The organism is Alcanivorax sp., from assembly GCF_040118815.1.
GTDB lineage: Bacteria > Pseudomonadota > Gammaproteobacteria > Pseudomonadales > Alcanivoracaceae > Alcanivorax.
On the sequence record NZ_JBEDTC010000015.1, the window covers coordinates 553,783 to 573,136 of the forward strand.

The 19,354-nt window shown below is 56.1% G+C and carries 17 protein-coding genes; 13 read left to right on the forward strand and 4 right to left on the reverse strand.

All coding sequences use genetic code 11. The features are described from left to right. The first annotated feature begins 31 nt into the window (after positions 1 to 31). Genes ABNH18_RS11880 through ABNH18_RS11920 form a run of 9 tightly spaced genes read left to right on the forward strand, consistent with a single transcriptional unit; the run spans position 32 to position 9,574 of the window. Entirely contained in the window at positions 32 to 958 is a 927-nt protein-coding gene (locus ABNH18_RS11880; RefSeq protein WP_349383016.1) for a branched-chain amino acid transaminase, read from the forward strand. A gap of 9 nt (positions 959 to 967) precedes the next feature. Then, the gene (gene waaF, locus ABNH18_RS11885; RefSeq protein ID WP_349383017.1) at positions 968 to 2,026 is read left to right on the forward strand and encodes a lipopolysaccharide heptosyltransferase II; all 1,059 of its coding nucleotides are present in this window, start codon (positions 968 to 970) and stop codon (positions 2,024 to 2,026) included. Positions 2,027 to 2,047: 21 nt separating this feature from the next. Continuing rightward, positions 2,048 to 3,073: a lipopolysaccharide heptosyltransferase I gene (waaC, locus tag ABNH18_RS11890; RefSeq protein ID WP_349383018.1), complete on the forward strand. Its 1,026-nt coding sequence runs from the start codon at positions 2,048 to 2,050 to the stop codon at positions 3,071 to 3,073. Then, positions 3,070 to 4,197 carry a glycosyltransferase family 4 protein gene (locus ABNH18_RS11895; protein ID WP_155132112.1) on the forward strand — a complete coding sequence of 376 codons (1,128 nt, stop codon included), beginning with the start codon at positions 3,070 to 3,072 and terminating at the stop codon, positions 4,195 to 4,197. Before waaC ends, ABNH18_RS11895 begins: the two co-directional genes overlap by 4 nt. Then, positions 4,194 to 5,012, forward strand: a complete 819-nt coding sequence (rfaP, locus tag ABNH18_RS11900) for a lipopolysaccharide core heptose(I) kinase RfaP (protein WP_349383019.1) — start codon at positions 4,194 to 4,196, stop codon at positions 5,010 to 5,012. Before ABNH18_RS11895 ends, rfaP begins: the two co-directional genes overlap by 4 nt. Then, positions 5,003 to 5,791, forward strand: coding sequence for a lipopolysaccharide kinase InaA family protein (locus ABNH18_RS11905; protein WP_155132116.1), 789 nt, complete (start codon positions 5,003 to 5,005; stop codon positions 5,789 to 5,791). Before rfaP ends, ABNH18_RS11905 begins: the two co-directional genes overlap by 10 nt. Beyond that, positions 5,791 to 7,716, forward strand: coding sequence for a sulfatase-like hydrolase/transferase (locus tag ABNH18_RS11910; protein ID WP_349383264.1), 1,926 nt, complete (start codon positions 5,791 to 5,793; stop codon positions 7,714 to 7,716). The genes ABNH18_RS11905 and ABNH18_RS11910 overlap by 1 nt, the downstream gene beginning before the upstream one ends. A 2-nt stretch (positions 7,717 to 7,718) precedes the next feature. Then, positions 7,719 to 8,858: a capsular polysaccharide export protein, LipB/KpsS family gene (locus tag ABNH18_RS11915; RefSeq protein ID WP_349383020.1), complete on the forward strand. Its 1,140-nt coding sequence runs from the start codon at positions 7,719 to 7,721 to the stop codon at positions 8,856 to 8,858. Beyond that, a complete protein-coding gene (locus tag ABNH18_RS11920) occupies positions 8,855 to 9,574 on the forward strand; it encodes a BUD32 family EKC/KEOPS complex subunit (RefSeq protein WP_155132121.1) in 720 nt (239 codons plus the stop codon). Before ABNH18_RS11915 ends, ABNH18_RS11920 begins: the two co-directional genes overlap by 4 nt. Here the strand turns inward: ABNH18_RS11920 and ABNH18_RS11925 are convergent. After that, entirely contained in the window at positions 9,559 to 10,407 is an 849-nt protein-coding gene (locus tag ABNH18_RS11925; RefSeq protein WP_349383021.1) for a lipopolysaccharide kinase InaA family protein, read from the reverse strand. The genes ABNH18_RS11920 and ABNH18_RS11925 overlap by 16 nt on opposite strands. A gap of 115 nt (positions 10,408 to 10,522) precedes the next feature. Between ABNH18_RS11925 and ABNH18_RS11930 the strand changes: the two genes are divergently transcribed. Continuing rightward, positions 10,523 to 11,428, forward strand: coding sequence for a glycosyltransferase family 2 protein (locus ABNH18_RS11930; RefSeq protein WP_349383022.1), 906 nt, complete (start codon positions 10,523 to 10,525; stop codon positions 11,426 to 11,428). Positions 11,429 to 11,484: 56 nt separating this feature from the next. Then, positions 11,485 to 12,693 carry an O-antigen ligase family protein gene (locus tag ABNH18_RS11935; protein ID WP_349383023.1) on the forward strand — a complete coding sequence of 403 codons (1,209 nt, stop codon included), beginning with the start codon at positions 11,485 to 11,487 and terminating at the stop codon, positions 12,691 to 12,693. Positions 12,694 to 12,751: 58 nt separating this feature from the next. Here ABNH18_RS11935 and lpxL read toward each other — a convergent pair whose 3' ends face one another. Next, positions 12,752 to 13,666: an LpxL/LpxP family Kdo(2)-lipid IV(A) lauroyl/palmitoleoyl acyltransferase gene (gene lpxL, locus ABNH18_RS11940; protein ID WP_349383024.1), complete on the reverse strand. Its 915-nt coding sequence runs from the start codon at positions 13,664 to 13,666 to the stop codon at positions 12,752 to 12,754. Between the two features lie 7 nt (positions 13,667 to 13,673). Further along, positions 13,674 to 14,840 (reverse strand): hypothetical protein, encoded by a 1,167-nt coding sequence (locus tag ABNH18_RS11945; RefSeq protein WP_349383025.1) that lies wholly within the window; start codon positions 14,838 to 14,840, stop codon positions 13,674 to 13,676. 189 nt (positions 14,841 to 15,029) lie between these two features. Here ABNH18_RS11945 and hldE point away from each other — a divergent pair, with 189 nt between their 5' ends. Then, the gene (hldE, locus tag ABNH18_RS11950; RefSeq protein ID WP_349383026.1) at positions 15,030 to 16,463 is read left to right on the forward strand and encodes a bifunctional D-glycero-beta-D-manno-heptose-7-phosphate kinase/D-glycero-beta-D-manno-heptose 1-phosphate adenylyltransferase HldE; all 1,434 of its coding nucleotides are present in this window, start codon (positions 15,030 to 15,032) and stop codon (positions 16,461 to 16,463) included. 130 nt (positions 16,464 to 16,593) lie between these two features. Here the strand turns inward: hldE and ABNH18_RS11955 are convergent, their stop codons facing one another. After that, complete coding sequence (locus ABNH18_RS11955) at positions 16,594 to 17,616, reverse strand: AraC family transcriptional regulator (protein ID WP_349383027.1); 1,023 nt, start codon at positions 17,614 to 17,616, stop codon at positions 16,594 to 16,596. Between the two features lie 105 nt (positions 17,617 to 17,721). Here ABNH18_RS11955 and ABNH18_RS11960 point away from each other — a divergent pair, with 105 nt between their 5' ends. After that, the gene (locus ABNH18_RS11960) at positions 17,722 to 19,251 is read left to right on the forward strand and encodes a flavin-containing monooxygenase (RefSeq protein WP_349383028.1); all 1,530 of its coding nucleotides are present in this window, start codon (positions 17,722 to 17,724) and stop codon (positions 19,249 to 19,251) included. Positions 19,252 to 19,354 lie beyond the last annotated feature (103 nt).

Consider the following 19,354-nt stretch of genomic DNA (forward strand, 5'->3'; position numbering starts at 1 on the left):
AAGGGTCCTTAGTTCTGGGAGTATCACTGCCATGTCGATGGCTGTAAGAGACGGTTTTATCTGGTTGGATGGCGAGCTGGTTCCCTGGCAGGACGCCAAGGTGCATGTGCTCACGCACACGCTGCACTACGGCATGGGTGTTTTCGAAGGTGTGCGCGCCTATGAAACGGCAAAAGGTCCGGCCATTTTCCGCCTGCAGGATCACACCGACCGACTTTTCAATAGTGCGCATATCCTCAATATGAAGCTGCCCTTTACCAAGGAGCAGATCAACGAGGCGCATTTGTCGGCGATTCGCGAGAACAAGTTGCCCCACGCCTACCTGCGCCCGATGGCGTTCTACGGTAGTGAAGGCATGGGTCTGCGTGCCCACAATCTGAAAGTGCACGTGATGGTGGCGGCCTGGGAATGGCCGTCCTATATGTCACCGGAGGCGCTGGAGCTGGGCATCAAGGTGCGCACCTCAAGCTATACGCGTCACCATGTGAATATCACCATGTGCAAGGCGAAAGCCAACGGCAACTACATGAACTCCATGCTGGCGCTGAACGAGGCGCTGTCCGGCGGCGCAGATGAAGCCTTGCTGTTGGATAACGAAGGTTATGTGGCGGAAGGCTCCGGTGAGAATGTGTTCCTGGTTCGCGACGGTATCATCTACACCCCGGAGCTGACTTCTTGCCTGGACGGGATTACCCGTAAAACCATCATTCAGCTGGCCGAGGAACGCGGCTACCCGGTGCGCGAGAAGCGCATTACCCGTGACGAGCTTTACATTGCTGACGAAGCTTTCTTCACCGGCACCGCCGCTGAAGTCATGCCGATTCGTGAGCTGGATGGCCGCATTATCGGTGCCGGCAAGCGTGGCCCGGTGACAGAGCAGCTACAGGCAGTGTATTTCGACCTGGTGCGCGGCAAACTGGATGACGACTACGGAGACTGGCTCACTTACGTGAGCTGAAGCAGGCGTATGCCGGCAACCGCTATCGACTCGCCCTCCGCCATCCTTGTCGTCGGCCCATCTTGGGTCGGCGACATGGTGATGGCGCAGACGCTGTTCTCTGAACTGCGCCGCCAATACCCCGATTGTGCTATTGATGTGCTGGCGCCGGCCTGGTGTCGGCCGTTGTTGTCGCGCATGCCGGAAGTGCGCGAGGCGCTGGCGCTACCGTTTGATCATGGCGACTTGCGTCTGTGGGAGCGGCACGCACTGGGGAAATCTCTGCGCGGCCATTATCAGCAAAGTTATGTGCTGCCTAACTCGCTCAAGTCTGCACTGGTGCCGTGTTCGGCAAAGATCCCGGTGCGCACCGGCTGGCGTGGCGAAATGCGCTATGGGCTGCTCAACGATGTGCGCAAGCTGGACAAGGAACGCTTGCCCCTGATGGTGCAGCGTTTTGTGGCGCTGGCGTTGCCGGAAGACGCGCCGGTTCCGGGGCTTGAGGAGATCACTGCGCCGCATTTGCAGGTCAGTGACGATTCCCGCAATGCGGCCATGGCCGCGCATAATCTGAATCTGGACCGCCCGGTGCTGGGGCTGTGTCCCGGGGCGGAATTCGGCCCGGCGAAACGCTGGCCCGAACATCATTATGCGGCGGTAGCCCAGCACTGGATCGAGCGTGGCGGACAGGTGTGGATCTTTGGTTCCGGCAAGGACCAGCCGGTGGCGGCCAGCATCATTGATACACTGCAGAACGGTGCGGATGAGCATGCGGTGGTGCTGGCGGGGAACACGTCTTTGGAGCAAGCTGTGGATCTGCTGTCAGCGACCATGGCGGTGGTGAGTAATGATTCCGGCCTGATGCATATTGCAGCCGCACTGAAACGGCCATTGGTGGCTGTCTACGGCTCCACCTCTCCCGGCTTTACTCCGCCCTTGGGTGATCGAGTCGCAGTGGTACGATTGGGGCTGGAGTGTAGCCCCTGCTTCGAGCGTGAATGCCCGCTGGGCCACCTGAACTGTCTGCGCCAGTTGCCGCCTTCGCAGGTTATTGAGGCGTTGCAGCAACTGGAAACAGCGGATGCCTGAACCGAATTTGCAGGTCCTGACATGCGCGTGCTGCTAATAAAGACCTCTTCCATGGGGGATGTGATCCACACCCTGCCGGCGCTCACGGATGCGCGGGCTGTCATTCCGGATCTGCAAGTGGACTGGGTGGTGGAAGACAGTTTTGCAGACTTGGCCCGCCGTCACCCTGCAGTGAACACCGTGATCCCTTGCTCCCTGCGCCGCTGGCGCAAACATCCTATCAAGGCGCGCCGCTCAGGGGAGTGGACTGCTTTCAAGTCCGCCGTTCAATTAAGTTCCTATGATGCGGTTATTGATGCCCAGGGCTTGCTGAAAAGCGCGTTCATTACGCGCCTTTCCCGTGGCCCCAAATTCGGTCTGGATAAGTCTTCTGCGCGAGAGGCGCTGTCGGCCAGAGTGTTGGATCATCCGCTGCCCGTGGCACGTGGTCAGCACGCCATTAAGCGTGTTCGCCAATTGTTTTCCCTGGCGCTGGGTTACGCCCTTCCCGATACTGCGCCAGACTATGGGTTGCCCCGTGAGCATGTGCCAGCGTCCTTGAGTGGGCCGGCAGAATTGGTGTTCTGTCATGGCACCACCTGGCCCACCAAACATTATCCGGAAGCGTTCTGGCGTGAGCTCCTCGAGTTGGCCAGCACCGACGGCCACCGTGTCTATCTGCCCTGGGGCAATGATGAAGAAAAGGCCCGTGCTGAACGGCTGGCAGCAGATTTTGATCAGGCTTCGGTGTTGCCGAAGATGGGCCTCGACGTGTTGACCGATAAGCTTCTGTCCTGGGATGCCTTTGTGGCGGTGGATACCGGACTTGCCCATTTGGCTGCTGCTGCTGGGCTGCCGGGAATTGCCCTCTATGGGCCGACGGATCCTGTGTTGACCGGGGTGCTTGGGCCGCGTGCGAAGTCTCTAGCGGCTGACTTTCCTTGTGCCCCTTGCGTGCAGGAGAAGTGCACCTATCGGGGAGAGCTGGGTAAGGGGGTGGAACCGCCCTGTTTCAGTACTTTAAAGCCTCATTTCGTCTGGCAGCGGTTACGGGAGTTAAGCATATGACGCAGCAAGGAAATACAGTGGCTTTTGCGTTGTTCCGCTACTTTCCCTATGGCGGGCTGCAGCGGGATTTTCTGCGTGTGGCGGAGCTGTGCCAGCAGGCCGGGCATCAGGTGAAAGTGCTGACTACGGAGTGGGATGGTGACCGACCGGATTGGCTTGATGTGACAATCGAGAAAGTGGCTCCGCGCACCAATCACGCTGCCATGGTGGAGTTTGGTAAAAGAGCACTGCAATTCAAGCAGCAGGTTTCTGCCAGAGTACTTGTGGTGTTCAATCGTTTGCCGGGGGGCGATCTGTATTTTGCTGCAGATGACTGTTTCGCCATGCGAGTAAAGGAGAAAAATGCCTTAGTGCGTTTGCTTCCCCGCTACCGAACGTACCTCAAACTTGAACAACAGCTGTTTTCGGGCGCTAGCCATACCCGGATTCTCTTTCTCAATGACAGCCAGCGGGATGATTATCTGGGCGAATATGGCCTGGATCAGGCGCGTTATCGGGTGCTGCCTCCGGGGGTGCGCAATGATCGTCGCCCCGGTGATAATGCGGATGCGTTAAGAGCGGTGGTGCGCAAGGAATTTTCTGTTGAAGATAATGAGTTTTTACTGTTGTTTCTTGGCTCAGATTTCCGGCGCAAGGGATTAGAACGGGCATTGTTGGCCATGTCACATCTTCCTCCCTCGCTGAGCGCGGTGAAGATTCTGGTTGTCGGTGAAGATGACAGAGCTCCTCTGCAAGCCGAAATCAGTCGTCTGGAACTGTCGGAGAAGGTGGTTTTTGCCGGGGCACGGGACGATGTGCCGGCCCTGCTGCAGGGCGCCGATCTTCTGATTCATCCCGCTTTTCATGAAGCGGCGGGTATGGTGTTGGTGGAGTCTCTGGTGGCCGGTTTGCCGATTCTGACCACTGCGGCATGCGGTTACGCAAGCTACGTGCGTGAGTCTGGTGCCGGGGTGGTCGTGGCATCCCCTTTTCAGCAGGCGACGCTGGATCAGGCTTTGGCGGAGATGCTTGCGGGGGACCGGTCGGTTTATCGGCGCTCTGCATTAGAATACGCAAATCGTGTGGATCTGTTTGGCATGCATCAGCAGGTTCTGTCTGAAGTCGAGGCGTTGGTTAACTCATGAGCGAACTTTTTCTCAGAGACGAATTTGCAGCCGCCTGGCATGGTCAGGACCCCTTTGCGTGCGTCGAGGCGCTGCAGGGGAAGGTGTTTCGGGCCCGGGAAGGCCGGCGCACCTTACGTTTCGTGCTGGGTGAAAAAAGCTACTTCCTCAAGCATCACCGGGGTGTAGGCTGGGGGGAAGTACTGAAGAATCTTGGTCAGTTACGTTTCCCCATTGTCAGCGCGCTGGCAGAAGTCCGGGCCATTGAGGCGGTTACCAAGGCCGGCCTGCACACCATGACTATCGCGGCTTATGGTGAGCAAGGCACCAACCCGGCCAGTATTCACTCCTTTCTAATTACCGATGATCTATCCAATACCCTGAGTTTGGAAGATGTCGGATTGGTGTGGGAGAAAGAGCCACCCGGCTCGGTCTTCAAACGAAGTCTGCTTGCGAATGTGGTCAGGGTTGCCCGGGGTATGCATAGATCGGGCATCAATCATCGTGACTTTTACCTGTGTCATTTTTTGATGGATCGCGCTCGATGGGAAGCCGGGGATGGTGACGCTCCCTTGTACCTTATCGATCTCCATCGTGCCCAGATCCGCAGTGCCGTGCCCCGGCGCTGGTTGGTGAAAGATGTCAGTGGTTTGTTTTACTCTGCCATGGATATCGGTCTGACCAGCCGTGATCTGTTGCGGGCCATGGCGATATACAGCGGAAAACACTGGCGCGAGACCCTGAGTGAGGATCGACATTTATGGCTTGCTGTGCGTGAGCGGGCCGAGAAACTGTACCGGAAAGACAAGAGCAGGGAGGCTCCGCGGTGGATGTGAATGTCCATGAAGGCGATAGCTTTCAGCTACTGTACCAGGATGTCGAGTCGGTTGCGCCTTTGCTAAACGGAATGCCTGTGCAGCAATGGTTTGATGGCGATCACCGGGTGCTGAAGCGAGGTGGGAAAGTTGAGGCCCGCCTGCTGCAGTCAGCGGCGAGCGCGATTTTTGTCAAACACTACATGGCCACCGGCTTGCTCAGGCGTGTGATTGCGTTGTTTGGTGTGTTTAGGGCAAAACGAATTTTTTATCTTTCCCTGACCTTGTCGCGGATAGGGGTGCGTGTTCCACGGCCGCTGGCCTATCTGGCTGAGCGGCGCCGGGATTGTTCTTCTTCCTTCTTTGTCTGTGAAGCGCTTGATGCGGAAGACCTCAAATCCGTGGCGGTCAGTCGCGGCCTAGATGAGATTGGTGGCGCAGAGAAAGTCTTTACAGAGGTTGGGGATGTTCTGGTGCGTTTGCATCAGGCTGGTTATGCCCATGGTGACACCAAGTGGGCTAACTGGATGGTGCGGCGTACGGACTCGCAACTGGTGCTGATTGATCTGGACGGAGTAAAAAAACCGTTCTGGTTCCGCAATAAGCGCTTTGGTCGTGACTTGGCTCGCTTCTTGATTAATGCTCGTGAGCTGAAGATCAGCGAGTATGTGGTTGAAGCCATGCTGAAAAGTTATGCTCGCCAGCGCGGTCGGACGGTCACCCAGGTGTGCCGCGATCTTGGGCCCGCTTATGACAAGCTGGCCAAACGTCATCGCAACAAATATGGGTCGCAATTGTGATGTACCAATGGCCGCACCTCGGCATATCGCTGACGCTGCTTTTCTGGGGGGCGCTGGCAATAATTTATATGCAGCGCAAGATCTATGCGTTGCGCAACTATGTAGATGCTCGCCCCCGGCTGGATGATGTCTGGGTGTTGTGCCTTTCTGCTGTTGTAGTGGCATTGGCTCAGCCATGGCCGTTCCTGTATGGCTTTTTGATCGCGCTGGCAGGGGTGTCCTTGTTCATCATGTGGCTGGATGTGGTGCTGATCCACCTGTTCGGTTTCGAGGTGAATTTTAGTAACGTGAAGATCTTCCTTCAGGGGGCCGAAAGCTTTTCCGGAGATTCCCGGGAGATTATCGAGGCCATAGTCAAGCGTTCCTGGTTTTTGGCGACACCACTGGCCATCGTTGCCTTTATGGTGGTGCTGTATGCCCAGATGGCTGGCAGTGGTCGTGTCAGGGATGTGGCGCTTGCGGCAGTTCTGGTCCTATTCCTCATGGGAATTACCAAGAGCCGTTTTCGGCTGATTGGGGCGCCTGTCTGGCTGGGGCTACTGGCAGGGGTTGCCGTTTTGTTCGATTATCTAGCGACAGTCGGCGTGGACTGGCCCTGGTGGCATTTGGTGATGGCAATGATATTGCTGCTTGGGGTGGCGGTACTGAAGTTGCTGGCGCAGTTTTCAGATGCCCCGTTTTTTACCGTTCGGTCTCCCGCGAGAGATTTTATTCGTGGTGCACGGTTAAGTCCGAATTCCGGGGTCCACCTGAAAGAGGGCGATGTCCAGCGTCACGTGACGCTGCCCCAGGAGGCTCCACAGCCCAGTGAAAGCTTCGGGCTGTGTCGGAATGCGAATGTGATTCTTGTCACCATGGAGTCCCTAGCACGGGATTATATTCAGCCGTTCAATGCTGACGGGGCTAACCTTGAATTCATGAGCCAGTTTGCAAAGAAAGCGCTGGTTTCAAGGATGCATTACGCCTGCTGTCCGAATACAAATCGAGCGATACAGCACATCTATCAGGGTAACTATCCGGTGAATGGCGACTATCCTTTTCTGCCTTTGCTGAAAGAGAAGGGATACCGCACGGCTTATATGATGATATCCCGCACCCGCTTTTTTAATCTTTGCGATATTCTGGATGAGGCCGGGTTTGATGCAGTCCTTGACCGCGATTCGCTTGGTCTGGATCCTGAGCGGGGTGATTACGCCTTACTTGATAGTGTTGATACCGTTAATGAAGCGCTGGGGCAGGAGGGGCCGTTCTTCCTGCATCTAAAAAATGAGCAGACTCATTCGCCCTACCAGGTAGTCAACAAGGAACGCTTCTGTCGCCACCAGGGCGAAGGGCGGGAAATCAATTTTCGCAATGCTGCTGAAGAAGCGGATAGTGTGTTGTCTGACTTTCTCGTCGCCTTGGGAAAGCGTCGTGATTTAAGTAATACCCTGATTATCTATACCGGGGATCATGGCCAGAGTTTTGGCGAATTTGGCTATGTGTCCCACTCTAGTTCGAGTGTCAACGGGCAGGTACGTACCCCGCTGGTGATGAGCCATCCGGACTTGCCGGCGGGGGAGATTGCAAGGTCCACGCACTTTGACGTTATGCCGACGGTACTGGATCTGCTGGGGGTTCCCTGTGAGGCCAGGATTTTTGGACGGTCGCTGATGCATGGAGCTAATCAACGCCCTCTGCTTCTTTACTCGCAGACTCGAAAAGGTAATGCGCCCTCCAATGCAAGCCTGTTGGACGATGACGGTAAGGTCATGGTTGATCTGATCTACGGTTATCGCTATCGCCTGGACGCAGAAGATCAAATTATTGAGAAGCTGGCGCCTGCCGAGGCGGGCTACCAGGAAGCGTTACTCTATACGGCATTGGAAGAACGCGGGCTGATTAGCGGCAGCGCGTTTTCTCCTCGGCCGAAAACCGGAGGCTGATAATGAGCAAGACATTGCCCTATGTGTTGTTTCTTGCGATGAGTCGTAATCAGGAAAAGCATTTTCGTGCGTTGAAAGCAGAAATGCCGGTGGATGGGGCTGTGATCAACGCCAAGCATCCCGGTTGGGGAAAGACCCTGCGCGCGCTCTGTTGGGTCTGGAGAAACCGGGCGTCACTGCCGGGTTGGCTGAGTTTTCGGGTGGACAAGGGGCGGCTTAACAATGGCGCGCATGGCCGCTGGTTCCAGTTTGGTCTGGCTCTGCGCATCGCGCACCTGATGGCGGGGATCTTCCGTGAGGCCGATCAGCGCCGCCCTGATATAATTTTTGTTCTCAATGGTGAACATTATAAACAGAAGGCGGTTATCTCCTGGGCGGAAAATCAGGGTATCAAGCAGGCTTACCTGGAGCTTGGGTATTTGCCGAATACCATGGTGCTTGACGGTAGGGGGATCAACTATGCCAATGGCATGCCACGTGATCCTGATTTCTACCGGGCCTACAAACCACAAGGTATGAAAGTGGACAGTAACCTGGTTAGGCGCCCGCCCCGTACCCCGGTAGGGGCACCGATTACCTTGCCGGAGCGCTACATATTTGTGCCTTTCCAGGTCTATGACGACACCCAGATATTGATTCATTCGCCATGGATCAAGTCCATGGAGCGGCTGCATGAAGTGCTCGAAGCGACGGTAGACAGTCTGCCCTCGGACACCGTTTTTGTCGTCAAGGAGCATCCCACCTCCAAGCGTAGCTATCCGCAGCTTCATGGGCGCCACGAGCGAATCCTGTATGCCAACGCCAATGACACCCAGCAGTTGATTGAGCAGTCCCTGGCCGTCATCACCATCAACTCCACGGTGGGTATCGAGAGTCTGCTGCTGGGCAGGCCGGTGATTACCCTGGGTAATGCCTGCTACAACATTGACGGGCTAGTTTCCCATGCTGACAGTGAAGAGGCGCTAAAAGCGCTTCTCAATGATCCGGCTGCGCTCCCCTTTGATGGAGCTCTTATTAAGCATTTCGTTGCATGGCTTGGCGAGGCGTACCTGGTGCCCGGGCGATGGCCCGACTATTCGCCGGAATATCCGGCAAGGATGCGGCTGCGTCTGGATGAAATTTTGGGTGGGGGCAGGTTTTGAGCTGGGTGATACGGGGCGGGGCTTCTGCGGACCTGGAAGAGCTTCAGGCATTGTTTGATGCGGAGCCAGAACTGGTTTCTGGTGAGGGGACCACGTCCCAAGTGTATCGAGGTCAATATCAGCAGCGTAGTGTGTTCCTCAAGATCAGTCGCAAGGAGCGCTGGAAAGTGCTGCTGCCCCGCTTGCTGGTGGCTCGGTGTTGGTGTTCGTCCGTGGATCTGGAAGCACGCAATCTTTTGCGATTGCAGGATGCAGGTATCCCTGTGATTCCCATTCTTGGCCACGGTAGCCGGTATGTTCTTGGTGTGCCGGTATCCGGAGTGATGTTGTCGGCGGCGGTGGCGGGTGTCAGCCTTGAAGATGCCCTGATGGAGGGCAGGTCGGCGCGGCTGGAATTGGCACAAGGCTATGGTCGAGTGGCAGCAAGGCTTCACCTGATGGGCGGCTATGAGCCGCTCAGGGCCAAGGATTTCATGGTCGAAAACGGCCAGCTGATGTTGCTGGACCGTGAAAAACCCTTGGGCGCTCCGGGATGGAGACAAAAGCGGGCGATGACCTCTCTGGAAAGAGCCTGGTTCAGAAATCGTCGCAGCGGGTTACGGCTGGATCAGCGCCAATGTGACGCCTGGCTGGAGAGTTATTGCAGTGAAGCTGGTTTGGCTGGCAAGGTCGCTGACAGGGTTAAAGTTGTTGTCCGCCGTTACTGTGGTGATTGAGAACTGAGCTCAAAAGGCGACAGCTTTTCTAGGGTCGGCCAGTAATTGACGGATTCCAGCGGTGTTCCCTGGACGATCCCCTTGCGTTGGAAGTGCTTCTCGACCTCTGCAAAGGTTTGCTCTTTGAGCAGAGATGCATGCCGCTTGGGGTGAGGGAATGCTTGAAAATAGTAATCGAAAAACAGCTCTCTTTCGGCTGGTGTGATGTAGTACGGGCCGAACAGCATGATCTGCTTCAGGTTTCGTTGCTGCTCGCGATTGAAGCGAAGGGCCTTGCGGGTCCTTTCGTTATCAATCATTGCGAGGCGGTAGCGCTGATGATCGGGTACAATTACCACGTTGTTGCCCCGCAGATCTCCATGGATGATGCCGTTGGCATGCATTTTTCCGATCGTCAGTCCGAGTTCACAGAACAGGCCTTTTCGCCACTGACTGTCAGGGGTGTCGCGTAGGTAGCTTTCGATAGCATTGAGAAGAGGGGCGCCTTCGAGGGCTTCCATGATGATGAAGTCGTGGCCCGGATAGTATCCGGTTGCCAGAATTTTCGGGGCCATGCAGCCGGCCTCCTGGAGAAGCTGAGTGCCCGCGAGGGTTCGCTTGGCCCTGCCGCCAGTAAAGGTGCTTTTTAACCTTTCTGTAACCGAAGTGCGGTTAAAACTCTTGAAGTAAACGCTCATGTCCGGGTGGAAGGCAATGGTGTTGCGTGAGTTTTGTTTAACCTGTTTCCACGCAGAGTCACCAGAAAAAAACTGTTGAAGAGCCTGGGTGTAAGCCTCTTTCAGGCTGTTGTCCTGGTTCGGGATATGCTCCAGTGTGAAATGTGGTTGAGACATATTTATGCAGTTAGCTCATTGTTTGACAGATTTTTGATTGTATCGGAATACCGAATTTGGCGGAAGTGAGCTGCTACAGCAAGTCTGTTATCAGTTGATTTTTCAGGAGATGTTTGTGCAGATTAGTGTCGTTATACCATCGTTTAATGCTGCTTCTTATTTGCAGCAAACTCTGTCTTCTGTCGAGAAAGCCATCGGCGATGCGAAGGTTGAGGCTATTGTGGTGGATGATGGTTCTACGGACAGCAGTCTGGCGCTGTTGAATGAGTGTGCAGAGCGTTATCCATGGTTAACAGTGATTAGCCAGAGTAATTCAGGTCCTGCCGTTGCCCGCAACAAAGGGGCGGCCGCTGCCAAGGGTGACTTTCTTGTTTTCCTTGATGCGGATGATGAATTGGAGCGGGGTTCGCTTGAAGAGGCTGCAACCTACATCGCTGAGAATCCAGGGAAGGATCTGTTAATTGGTCATTATCAAATTGTGGACGAAAGTGGGCTTTTGCAGGGCATGCCGGTTATCGCAAAGTATAAGGGTACGGTCCCGCATGTGGCAGACTACATTCGTAGTGATCTCGCGATGCAACAGGGCGGATATTTGATCCGACGGGCCCGCTTTCTGGAGTTATGTTTCCCCACCACGCTGCGTACTCAGGAAGACATTCCTTTCTTTCTGGCCGCTTTGGCACACTGCCCGGCTATGATCATTGATGTGAAAATGGTTCGATATCATCGCTATAGGGGGGTCGTGAGCAAGGAAAGGGCTGCGGCGCTCAGAGAGGGGTTCGCGAATATGGATGTCCTGTTCGAGAGCCCTTATGTCTGCCCCGTTTTGCAAGAGTTCAGAGGGGAGATTTATCGCAGGAAAGCTCGTGGTTTGGTGCGCTATGCGGTAAAAAATGGTTCAGCTGATGATCTTGTCAGGGTGTACCGGGAATATATAAGGCGAAGAGGGGGCGGCGTGTTTCTGGATGTTCGTTATCAGTTCAAATTCCTGAAAGCGCTAATCAAGTTATGGTTTTTCTAGTCTTCCCCTCTCAATGTAGATGATTGTTGCTGATAAATGGCTGATTGATGGTTTCTGTGCAATCTTTTCGTGGTTTTTGGCTTGGCATGCTTTTCTGGGGAATGGTTTTATGGGTGTTCTCCTTTTTTGTAAGTGCTAGCGTTGGGGCGCAGGATAAAATATTTTATTATGCAGTGGCGTTGCCTGTTCTGCTTGTGATGGTGTCAGGCGGAGGAGGGCGACTCCCCTTTGTCCTCTGTGGTGTGCTGCTGTTACTTTTTTTTCTTGCTGTTCCTGTTCTCTGGAGTGGCGATGCTGAGTACTTCAACCTCGTTGGCCGTTATCTGCGCTATTTTTTCCTCACTTCGTGCGTTTTTTTGGCGCCTTTTCTGCTAAGGGTTAGCCTTGAAAGGCTGTCGGAGTTAATGATTTGGGCGATTATTGGGGGGGCGATTATTGCGGCTATTTTGCAATGGCTGCATTTTGTCTTTGTGCTAGATTTTCGACTTACCTCCCATGGTGTTGGTGGTGTGGGTGGGATTGGGGTTAACCCCAATGTGACGGGGGCTGCAATGGGGGTTGCATTTTTGGCTGCTCTCTCTGTTTCTTCAACGATGAAGAATGGATGGTGTCGTGCGCTCCTGCTTTGTGCTTGTTTGTTGTTTTTGTCGTCTATGGGCTTGGCGCTTGCGCGCACTGCTTTTGTTGCTGTTGTGGCCGTGTTGGTGCTTGGTAAATTCCCTCTAAGGGCGTTTTGGCTGTATTACCTTCTGGCTTCCGTGGGCGCTGTGTTTTTGGCGGTGATGTTCTGGGTTGCAGTTGGTCAGGAGGTTGCGTTACGTCATGCAGATACGTTGCTTACCGGGAGGGTGTCGATCTGGAGTCAGCTGCTAAGCGATGTGTCTGGGCACTGGTGGTTCGGACTGGGGCTGCAGCGTGATCTTGAATTTTATACGCCGGGACTCAGTCGTCCATACATGACGGCACATAATATCTATTTCCAAGCATTCAGAAATGGTGGTTTTTTTGCGTTGTCGGCGCTGGTCGCCCTTGTGTTACTCATCCTGAGAAATATTGATGTTTCCAAAGCGTCAACGCTGTGGAGAAATATTCTGTTCTTCGGGCTAGTTTACGCGTTGGTTGATGCATATTACTACCCTGTGTCGGACCCAAACTCCAACTGGCTTTTCCTTTGGTTGCCTGCAGGGTATCTGCTGGTCGCAGGTATGAAAAGTAAAGAGAGTCAGGCAGTTATTGGTGCCCGTGGAAATTCTGGTTCCATCTAAAGATTCTTATTCAGGAAGCAATAATGCCGATTTGTTCTTTAACTCGATACAGTGAAGGTCAATAGCGTTTGGGGCAACCATCAGGCTGATGCTTAAACCGCTTGTGCACCCATAGATACTGCTCCGGGCACTTGCGTACATAGCCTTCAATGGTGCTATTGATGCGAGCGGTGTCCTGTTCATCGTCACCGCAAGGAAAGTCTTCCAGCGCCGGGCCGAATTCGATCTCGTAGCGACCGCCGGGTAAGCGATAGTGCGCGCAAGGGATGACTGCGGCCTTGCCCATGCGGGCGATGCGGCTGGTGGCGGTAATGGTGGCGGCGGGGATGCCGAAGAATGGCACATAGACTGCGTGGGCGGTGCCGTAGTCCTGGTCGGGGGCGTACCAGAGAATGTCGCCGTGGCGCAGCAGTTTTATCATCTGGCGAATCTCTTGCCTGTCTACGGTGCTTTTCACGTAATTACAGCGACCTTTATCGATCAGACGATCTATGACCGGGTTGTCGTTGGGGCGATAGACGGCGTGGAAGTCCAACACATAGCCAAGCAGGCGAGACCCTACATCAATGGAATTAAAATGCATGCCGAGCAGCAGGACTCCCTTGCCATCGGCGTGAGCCCGCTCGATATGCTCCATGCCTTTAATGGTCAGCCGTTTGTCCAGGTTGATACGGTGGTTGCTGAAGCTGCCTGCCATTTCCAGAATGGCTTCACCGGTGCTGGTCATGCAACGGCGGGCCAATGTTTCTTGCTCCGCCGGGTCCAATTCAGGGAAACAGAGCCGGATGTTGGTTTGCACAACATGTCGGCGTTTTTTGGCTAGGTGCCAGGCAAGACGGCCAAGGCCACGCCCTATTGCGAGCAGCAGATTCCAGGGTAGTTGCCCGATCAGCCAGAACAGGCCTGCGCCCAGCCAGCTTGGGTACAGGCGAGGGTCTGAGAGCCGTGAGGGCCGATTGGTGCGTTTTCCCATGAGGCTCTCAGCGGCTGTTTGGGCGGATGGCGGGGCGCTCGCTAAGGCGGGCCAGCAAGAGCGCCAGGGGTAGCCACAGGCTCAGCCAGCTGGCCTGGAACGGCACCAGCAAATAAGCACCGGCCGCGTAAGTCATGCACAGGCCGGGCACCACGGCAATGGTGTAGGCCGCATTCTCATGCCAGTTGATCTGGCGTTGCAGGAGTCCGGTAAACGGGCTCACCCAGCTGGCGACAAACAGCACCAGGCCGATCAGCCCCAGACCGTGGATCAGCAGCAGAAAGATATTGCGCGGATGGGCAAGCGTCAGTAAATGGCTGTCGTTGCGCCCCAGCACGCCATTCAGCGTTTCGTGGTTCAGTCCGTTACCGATCAGTGGGTGGGCAAAATAATTACTCACCGTCACGCTATGGCTGCCCTGTAGCATCAGGTAGAAGGCGGCGGCCAGCGGGATCAGGCTGAGCCAACGGCGAGGGCCCCGGCTGGTCAGCCAAGCGATAGCAAACAGGATGCTCATCAATCCCAGAGGCAAAGATGTCAGGCATAAAAAGCCGAACCCGACCCCCGCGCCAACCAGGCGGCGACCGCCTTTGCCGGATGCGCCTTCTTCCATGCCCTGTGCCAGCAGGATGAAGGTCGGTGCCACCATGGCCATCAGCGCCAGGGAGGGATCAAGGGATGGCATGCGGAAAATCAGGTTGGCAGGTTCACTGAAGAGAGGGCTGCTGAACGGCTGGGTGGTGTAATAGCTGACCATCGCCACCGTGGCGACCACCATGGCGCATAGCGCACCGTTGGCCATGGCTTGCTTGAAGGTGTTACGGAAATAGAGGTGCAGCCAGCGGAACAGGCCCACCATGACCACGATCTGTACCACGCCTCGCACGGTACGCGAGGAGTTGGGTTCCTCCGCCCAGGCCAGGCTGAGCAGGGCCCAGGCGAGTAATAGATAGAGCGGAACCAGAAAGGGCGAGGTCATTAGCCGGTGGTCACCACTGACCACCGCGCGGGTAAGCAGGGTCAGGCCGGGCAGAAAGAACAGTACATCGAGTACGTTGAGCAGGCCGATGCGGGAGTTGAACAGAAAGACACCGCTGAACATCACCGCAAATGACAATGTCAGCCACCAGCGTAACCAGCGACCTTGCATGATGTTGGGGGGCAGTGGCGGCATAGCGTGTCCTGTTGCTCCTAAATTGGCCAAGAGTTGCTGAATGATACCCTGACAGCGTGGCGATGCGTAATTGTTGTGCCCGGTCGGCAGGCAGCTACGTGCCGGGAAGTGTACTGACAGAACCTGTTTGCCTCCACCGCTATGCTACAATTGCGGGCAATTCGGCTCTGTTGTCTTTTGGAGACATTGATGCAAAACCCGCAAATTCCCTCTTTTGCCCAGGCCCGCGTTCTGGTGGCTGGCGATGTCATGCTTGATCGTTACTGGCACGGCCCAACCGGCCGTATTTCGCCGGAAGCGCCGGTGCCGGTGGTGCGCGTTACCGAACTGGAAGATCGCCCCGGTGGTGCCGCCAACGTGGCATTGAACATGGCCGCCTTGGGCGCCCGTGCAGAGCTGGTTGGGGTGACGGGCCGGGATGAAGCTGCCTCGATTCTGGAAGAGCGGCTGGCGGCGGCGGAAGTGGGCTGCCATTTCCAGAAAGTGGACGGGTTGCCCACGATTACCAAATTGCGGGTGATTAGCCGTCAGCAACAACTGTTGCGGCTGGATTTTGAAGAAGCGTTCCACAACCAGGACCCGGCGCCGTTTGCCGAGCAGGTAAAGCAGCAGCTATCTCACTGTGGTGCGCTGGTGTTGTCGGATTATGCCAAAGGCGCCCTGCGTGACTGTCCCGGTCTGATTGCGCTGGCCCGCGAAGCGGGTGTGCCGGTGTTGGTGGATCCCAAGGGTACCGACTTTGAGCCCTATCGCGGGGCGACCCTGCTGACACCGAACCTGAGTGAGTTTGAAGCGGTGGTAGGGGCAGTAAAGGATGAGCAGGACCTGATTGAAAAGGGGCAGCAGCTGATCCGTGATCTGGATCTGCAAGCCATGCTGGTCACGCGCAGCGAGAAGGGCATGACCCTGCTCCGCGACGGGATGCCGGAGCTGCACCTGCCGGCCCGGGCCCGGGAAGTATTTGATGTGACCGGCGCCGGCGATACGGTGATTTCCGTGCTGGCGGTGTCGTTGGCGGCCGGTGCTGCCATGGAAGATGCGGTGGCGCTGGCCAATATTGCCGCCGGTATCGTGGTCGGCAAACTGGGCACCGCTGTGGTGTCTGCGCCGGAACTGCGCCGTGCGGTGCACCAGGAAGGGGGCTTGGGCCGTGGTGTGATGACCGAAGCACAGCTGTTGATCGCCATCGAGGATGCCCGTGCCCAGGGTGAGAAAATTGTCTTCACCAATGGCTGCTTCGACATCATTCATGCCGGCCACGTGGGCTATCTGGATACGGCTCGTCGGCAAGGGGATCGCCTGGTGCTGGCGGTCAACGGTGATGAATCGATTCGCCGCTTGAAAGGGCCGGGCCGACCGATTAATCCGCTTGAGCGTCGCATGGCGGTGTTGGCCGCGCTGGAAGCGGTGGACTGGGTGGTAGCGTTCGATACGGATACACCGGAGCCGCTGCTGGCATCCATCAAGCCGGATGTGCTGGTGAAAGGCGGTGACTACAGCGTGGATCAGGTGGTGGGCCACGAGTTTGTGAAGCGCTACGGTGGTGAGGTGAAGGTGCTCGATTTTATCGACGATATTTCGACGACCAAAATCGTTGAAAGAATCCGAAAGGACAATGAATAGTTAATAACGTCGCGAAATCAGTGCTGTACCGCAGTGAAAACATATTGAGGCCGCGCCCATGGTCTGGGCGCGGCCTCATACGTTTGAGAGAGGGATAAAAGCTGCTCGCGCAGCTATTAATTATTCATTATTAACTATTAATTCCGTTCCCGTCTCTGCGATGACGGGCCGGTGTCTTTCCCGTCCACCGTTCAAAGGCCCGGACAAAGGCCGCTGATTCACTGTAGCCCAGCAGTTCGGCGATTTCCGCTACGCTGCGGCTGGAGTCGGCCAGGTAGCGTTTGGCTTTTTCTTCCCTGACCTGATCCATCAGGCCCTGAAAGGGGCGATTCTCCTTGCTGAGCTGGCGGCGGAAGGTGCGCTCGGGAATGCTGAAGGCCTGGGCCACCTGTTCTGCTGTGGGGAAGGTGCGCACGAACAGACTCAGGTAGGCGCTAACCCGATTGGCGAGATGCTCGGTGGGAGCCTCGCGGTGGGCCAGCATGGCCTCGCACTGTTCCCGGTACATGTCTTGCGCCATCTTGTTATAGCCCGGCATCCGTACCGCCATGTCTTCATTGCTGATCACCGCCTTGCAATAGGGCTGGTCATAGCGAATCGGGCAGCCGAAATATTCTTCGAAGACATGGGTGTGCTCGGGGCGGGGATAGGGCATCCACACCTCCACTGGCCGCAGATCCAGATTGAGCTGGGTCTGGATATCGTTGACCAGCTTGAAGGTCCCGACCATATCCCGGTCGATCAGGGTCTGGTTCACTTCCGGCGGCAGGGGAATCGGATACAGCTCCAGGGCGGTGGTGGTTTCGCCGGGGACCAGGGCGATTTCCCCATACAGGTAGGTCAGGGCCTGGTATTTCACACCAAACTGGAAGCCCTGAAAGGCGGTTTCGCTGGTCATCAGCAGCATGGCCAGCTGGCCATAGCCGGCGAAGCCGAAACGGCTGCCCATCTCGAAGCCCAGCAACGGGTCGTCCACTTGGGGTAGCAGTTCGGTGAAGATCAGCAATTCCCGGTCCCGGCCGATTTCACTGTTCGGGTCCAGCTTGTCCCGATCCAGCCCATGCCGCGCCAGCACTGACGCACAGTCGATGCCCTTCTCGTTCTCGAGCAGGTCGATGGTGTAGATCAGGGCTAGGATCGAACGTTCAGACATGGCCGGAATTATCAATTTTTAGTCAGGTTAACACGTATTCACTCAGGCTTGGCAAGGCTAGAGTGTTGTCATCGAGGAGCCCGTGAGCATCCCAGGAGAATACCAATGACAAGTCAGGCCCAAATCAATGTAAAAACCCGTCGCGTCAAAGTCGCCATCGTCGGCGGCGGTTTTGGCGGTATGTGTATGGCCATCAAGCTGCGTGAGGCCGGTATCGACGACTTCGTGCTGCTGGAGAAAGGCAATGGCATGGGCGGTACCTGGTACCACAACAGCTACCCCGGTGCCGCCTGTGATGTGCAGTCGCACATGTATTCCTTCTCGTTTGAAGGCAACCCGGACTGGAGCCATCGCTACAGCGGCCAGCAGGAGATTCACAATTACATCCAGGGTGTGAGTGACAAGCACGGTCTGCGTCAGCTCACCCGTTTCAATGCCGAAGTGACCGGTGCTCATTTTGACGACAAGGCGGCCCTGTGGACGCTGGAATTGGCCGATGGCTCCCAGGTGATCTGTCAGCACTGGGTGCTGGCCAGTGGCCCCTTGCATGTGCCTTCTTTCCCTAACTTCAAGGGGATGGAAAAGTTCAAAGGCAAGATCATCCACTCCGCCCAGTGGGATCACGACTATGACATGGCCGGCAAGAAGGTGGTGTCTATTGGTACCGGTGCCAGCGCCATTCAGTACGTGCCCCACGTGGCTAAAGCGGCGGGACACCTGACAGTGGTACAACGGACGCCGCCGTGGATTATTCCCCGTGATGAACGCGCCTATTCCGGCCTGAGCAAGTGGGTGTTCCGTCGCTTCCCGGCCCTGCGCAAGCTGCACCGTCTGCGTCTGTATCTGAGCAATGAAGCGCGGGTGGTACCGATCTTCAATCCGCGCCTGGCCAAGCTGGCCGAGCCGGCGCTGAAGGCCTTTATCAACTACCAGGTGAAGGACAAGGAAACCGCCCGCAAGCTGGTCCCGAACTACACCCTGGGCTGCAAGCGCATCCTGATTTCCAACAATTACTACCCCACCTTCAACCGCGATAACGTGGCGCTGGTGACTGAAGGGGTGAAAGAAATCCGTGAGAACAGCATCGTGTTCAGCGATGGCAGCGAGCAGCAGGCGGATTGTCTGGTGCTGGGCACCGGCTTCATCGTGGATCCGCGTATCTACATGAAGGATTTTGAAATCACCGGTTTGCCGGGGCGTCGCCTGCAAGATGACTGGAAAGATGCCGCGGAAGCTTACCTGGGCACCACCGTGAGCGGTTATCCGAACATGTTCCAGCTGGTAGGCCCGAATACCGGCCTGGGCCACAATTCCATTATTTTCATGATCGAAAGCCAGGTGCGCTACATCATGGATGCCATTGCCAAGCTGGATAAGCGCGGTGATGCCTGGCTGGATGTGAAGCAGGATGTTCAGGATAGCTTCAACGACAAGCTGCAGGATGAGCTGAAAGGCACGGTGTGGCAGAACGGCGGTTGCATGAGCTGGTATCAGCAGGCGGATGGTCGCAACACCGCCCTGTGGCCCCACGCCACTTTCCAGTTCATGGCCCGCACCTGGACCGTGAACATGAAGGATTACCACTGGCAGCCGGCGGTGGAGAAGGATAAGGCGAAGGTTGCTGTGGCTAGCTGATCCCTCCGTCTTTCCGGGCCCAGGTATGACGAGTGACGAGTTGCGAGTTTCGAAAGTCAAAAGCGGTGAAGCTTGAAGGTCTGCTTTTCGCTTCTCGAAACTC

Excerpts from the sequence above, each read along its gene's own strand:
- ABNH18_RS11945 (WP_349383025.1), bottom strand. The coding sequence starts at position 14,840 with ATGCCGCCACTGCCCCCCAACATCATGCAAGGTCGCTGGTTACGCTGG.
- waaF (WP_349383017.1), top strand. The coding sequence starts at position 968 with ATGCCGGCAACCGCTATCGACTCGCCCTCCGCCATCCTTGTCGTCGGC.
- ABNH18_RS11895 (WP_155132112.1), top strand. The coding sequence starts at position 3,070 with ATGACGCAGCAAGGAAATACAGTGGCTTTTGCGTTGTTCCGCTACTTT.
- waaC (WP_349383018.1), top strand. The coding sequence starts at position 2,048 with ATGCGCGTGCTGCTAATAAAGACCTCTTCCATGGGGGATGTGATCCAC.
- ABNH18_RS11960 (WP_349383028.1), top strand. The coding sequence starts at position 17,722 with ATGACAAGTCAGGCCCAAATCAATGTAAAAACCCGTCGCGTCAAAGTC.
- ABNH18_RS11910 (WP_349383264.1), top strand. The coding sequence starts at position 5,791 with ATGTACCAATGGCCGCACCTCGGCATATCGCTGACGCTGCTTTTCTGG.
- rfaP (WP_349383019.1), top strand. The coding sequence starts at position 4,194 with ATGAGCGAACTTTTTCTCAGAGACGAATTTGCAGCCGCCTGGCATGGT.
- ABNH18_RS11880 (WP_349383016.1), top strand. The coding sequence starts at position 32 with ATGTCGATGGCTGTAAGAGACGGTTTTATCTGGTTGGATGGCGAGCTG.
- ABNH18_RS11955 (WP_349383027.1), bottom strand. The coding sequence starts at position 17,616 with ATGTCTGAACGTTCGATCCTAGCCCTGATCTACACCATCGACCTGCTC.
- hldE (WP_349383026.1), top strand. The coding sequence starts at position 15,030 with ATGCAAAACCCGCAAATTCCCTCTTTTGCCCAGGCCCGCGTTCTGGTG.
- ABNH18_RS11915 (WP_349383020.1), top strand. The coding sequence starts at position 7,719 with ATGAGCAAGACATTGCCCTATGTGTTGTTTCTTGCGATGAGTCGTAAT.
- lpxL (WP_349383024.1), bottom strand. The coding sequence starts at position 13,666 with ATGGGAAAACGCACCAATCGGCCCTCACGGCTCTCAGACCCTCGCCTG.
- ABNH18_RS11925 (WP_349383021.1), bottom strand. The coding sequence starts at position 10,407 with ATGTCTCAACCACATTTCACACTGGAGCATATCCCGAACCAGGACAAC.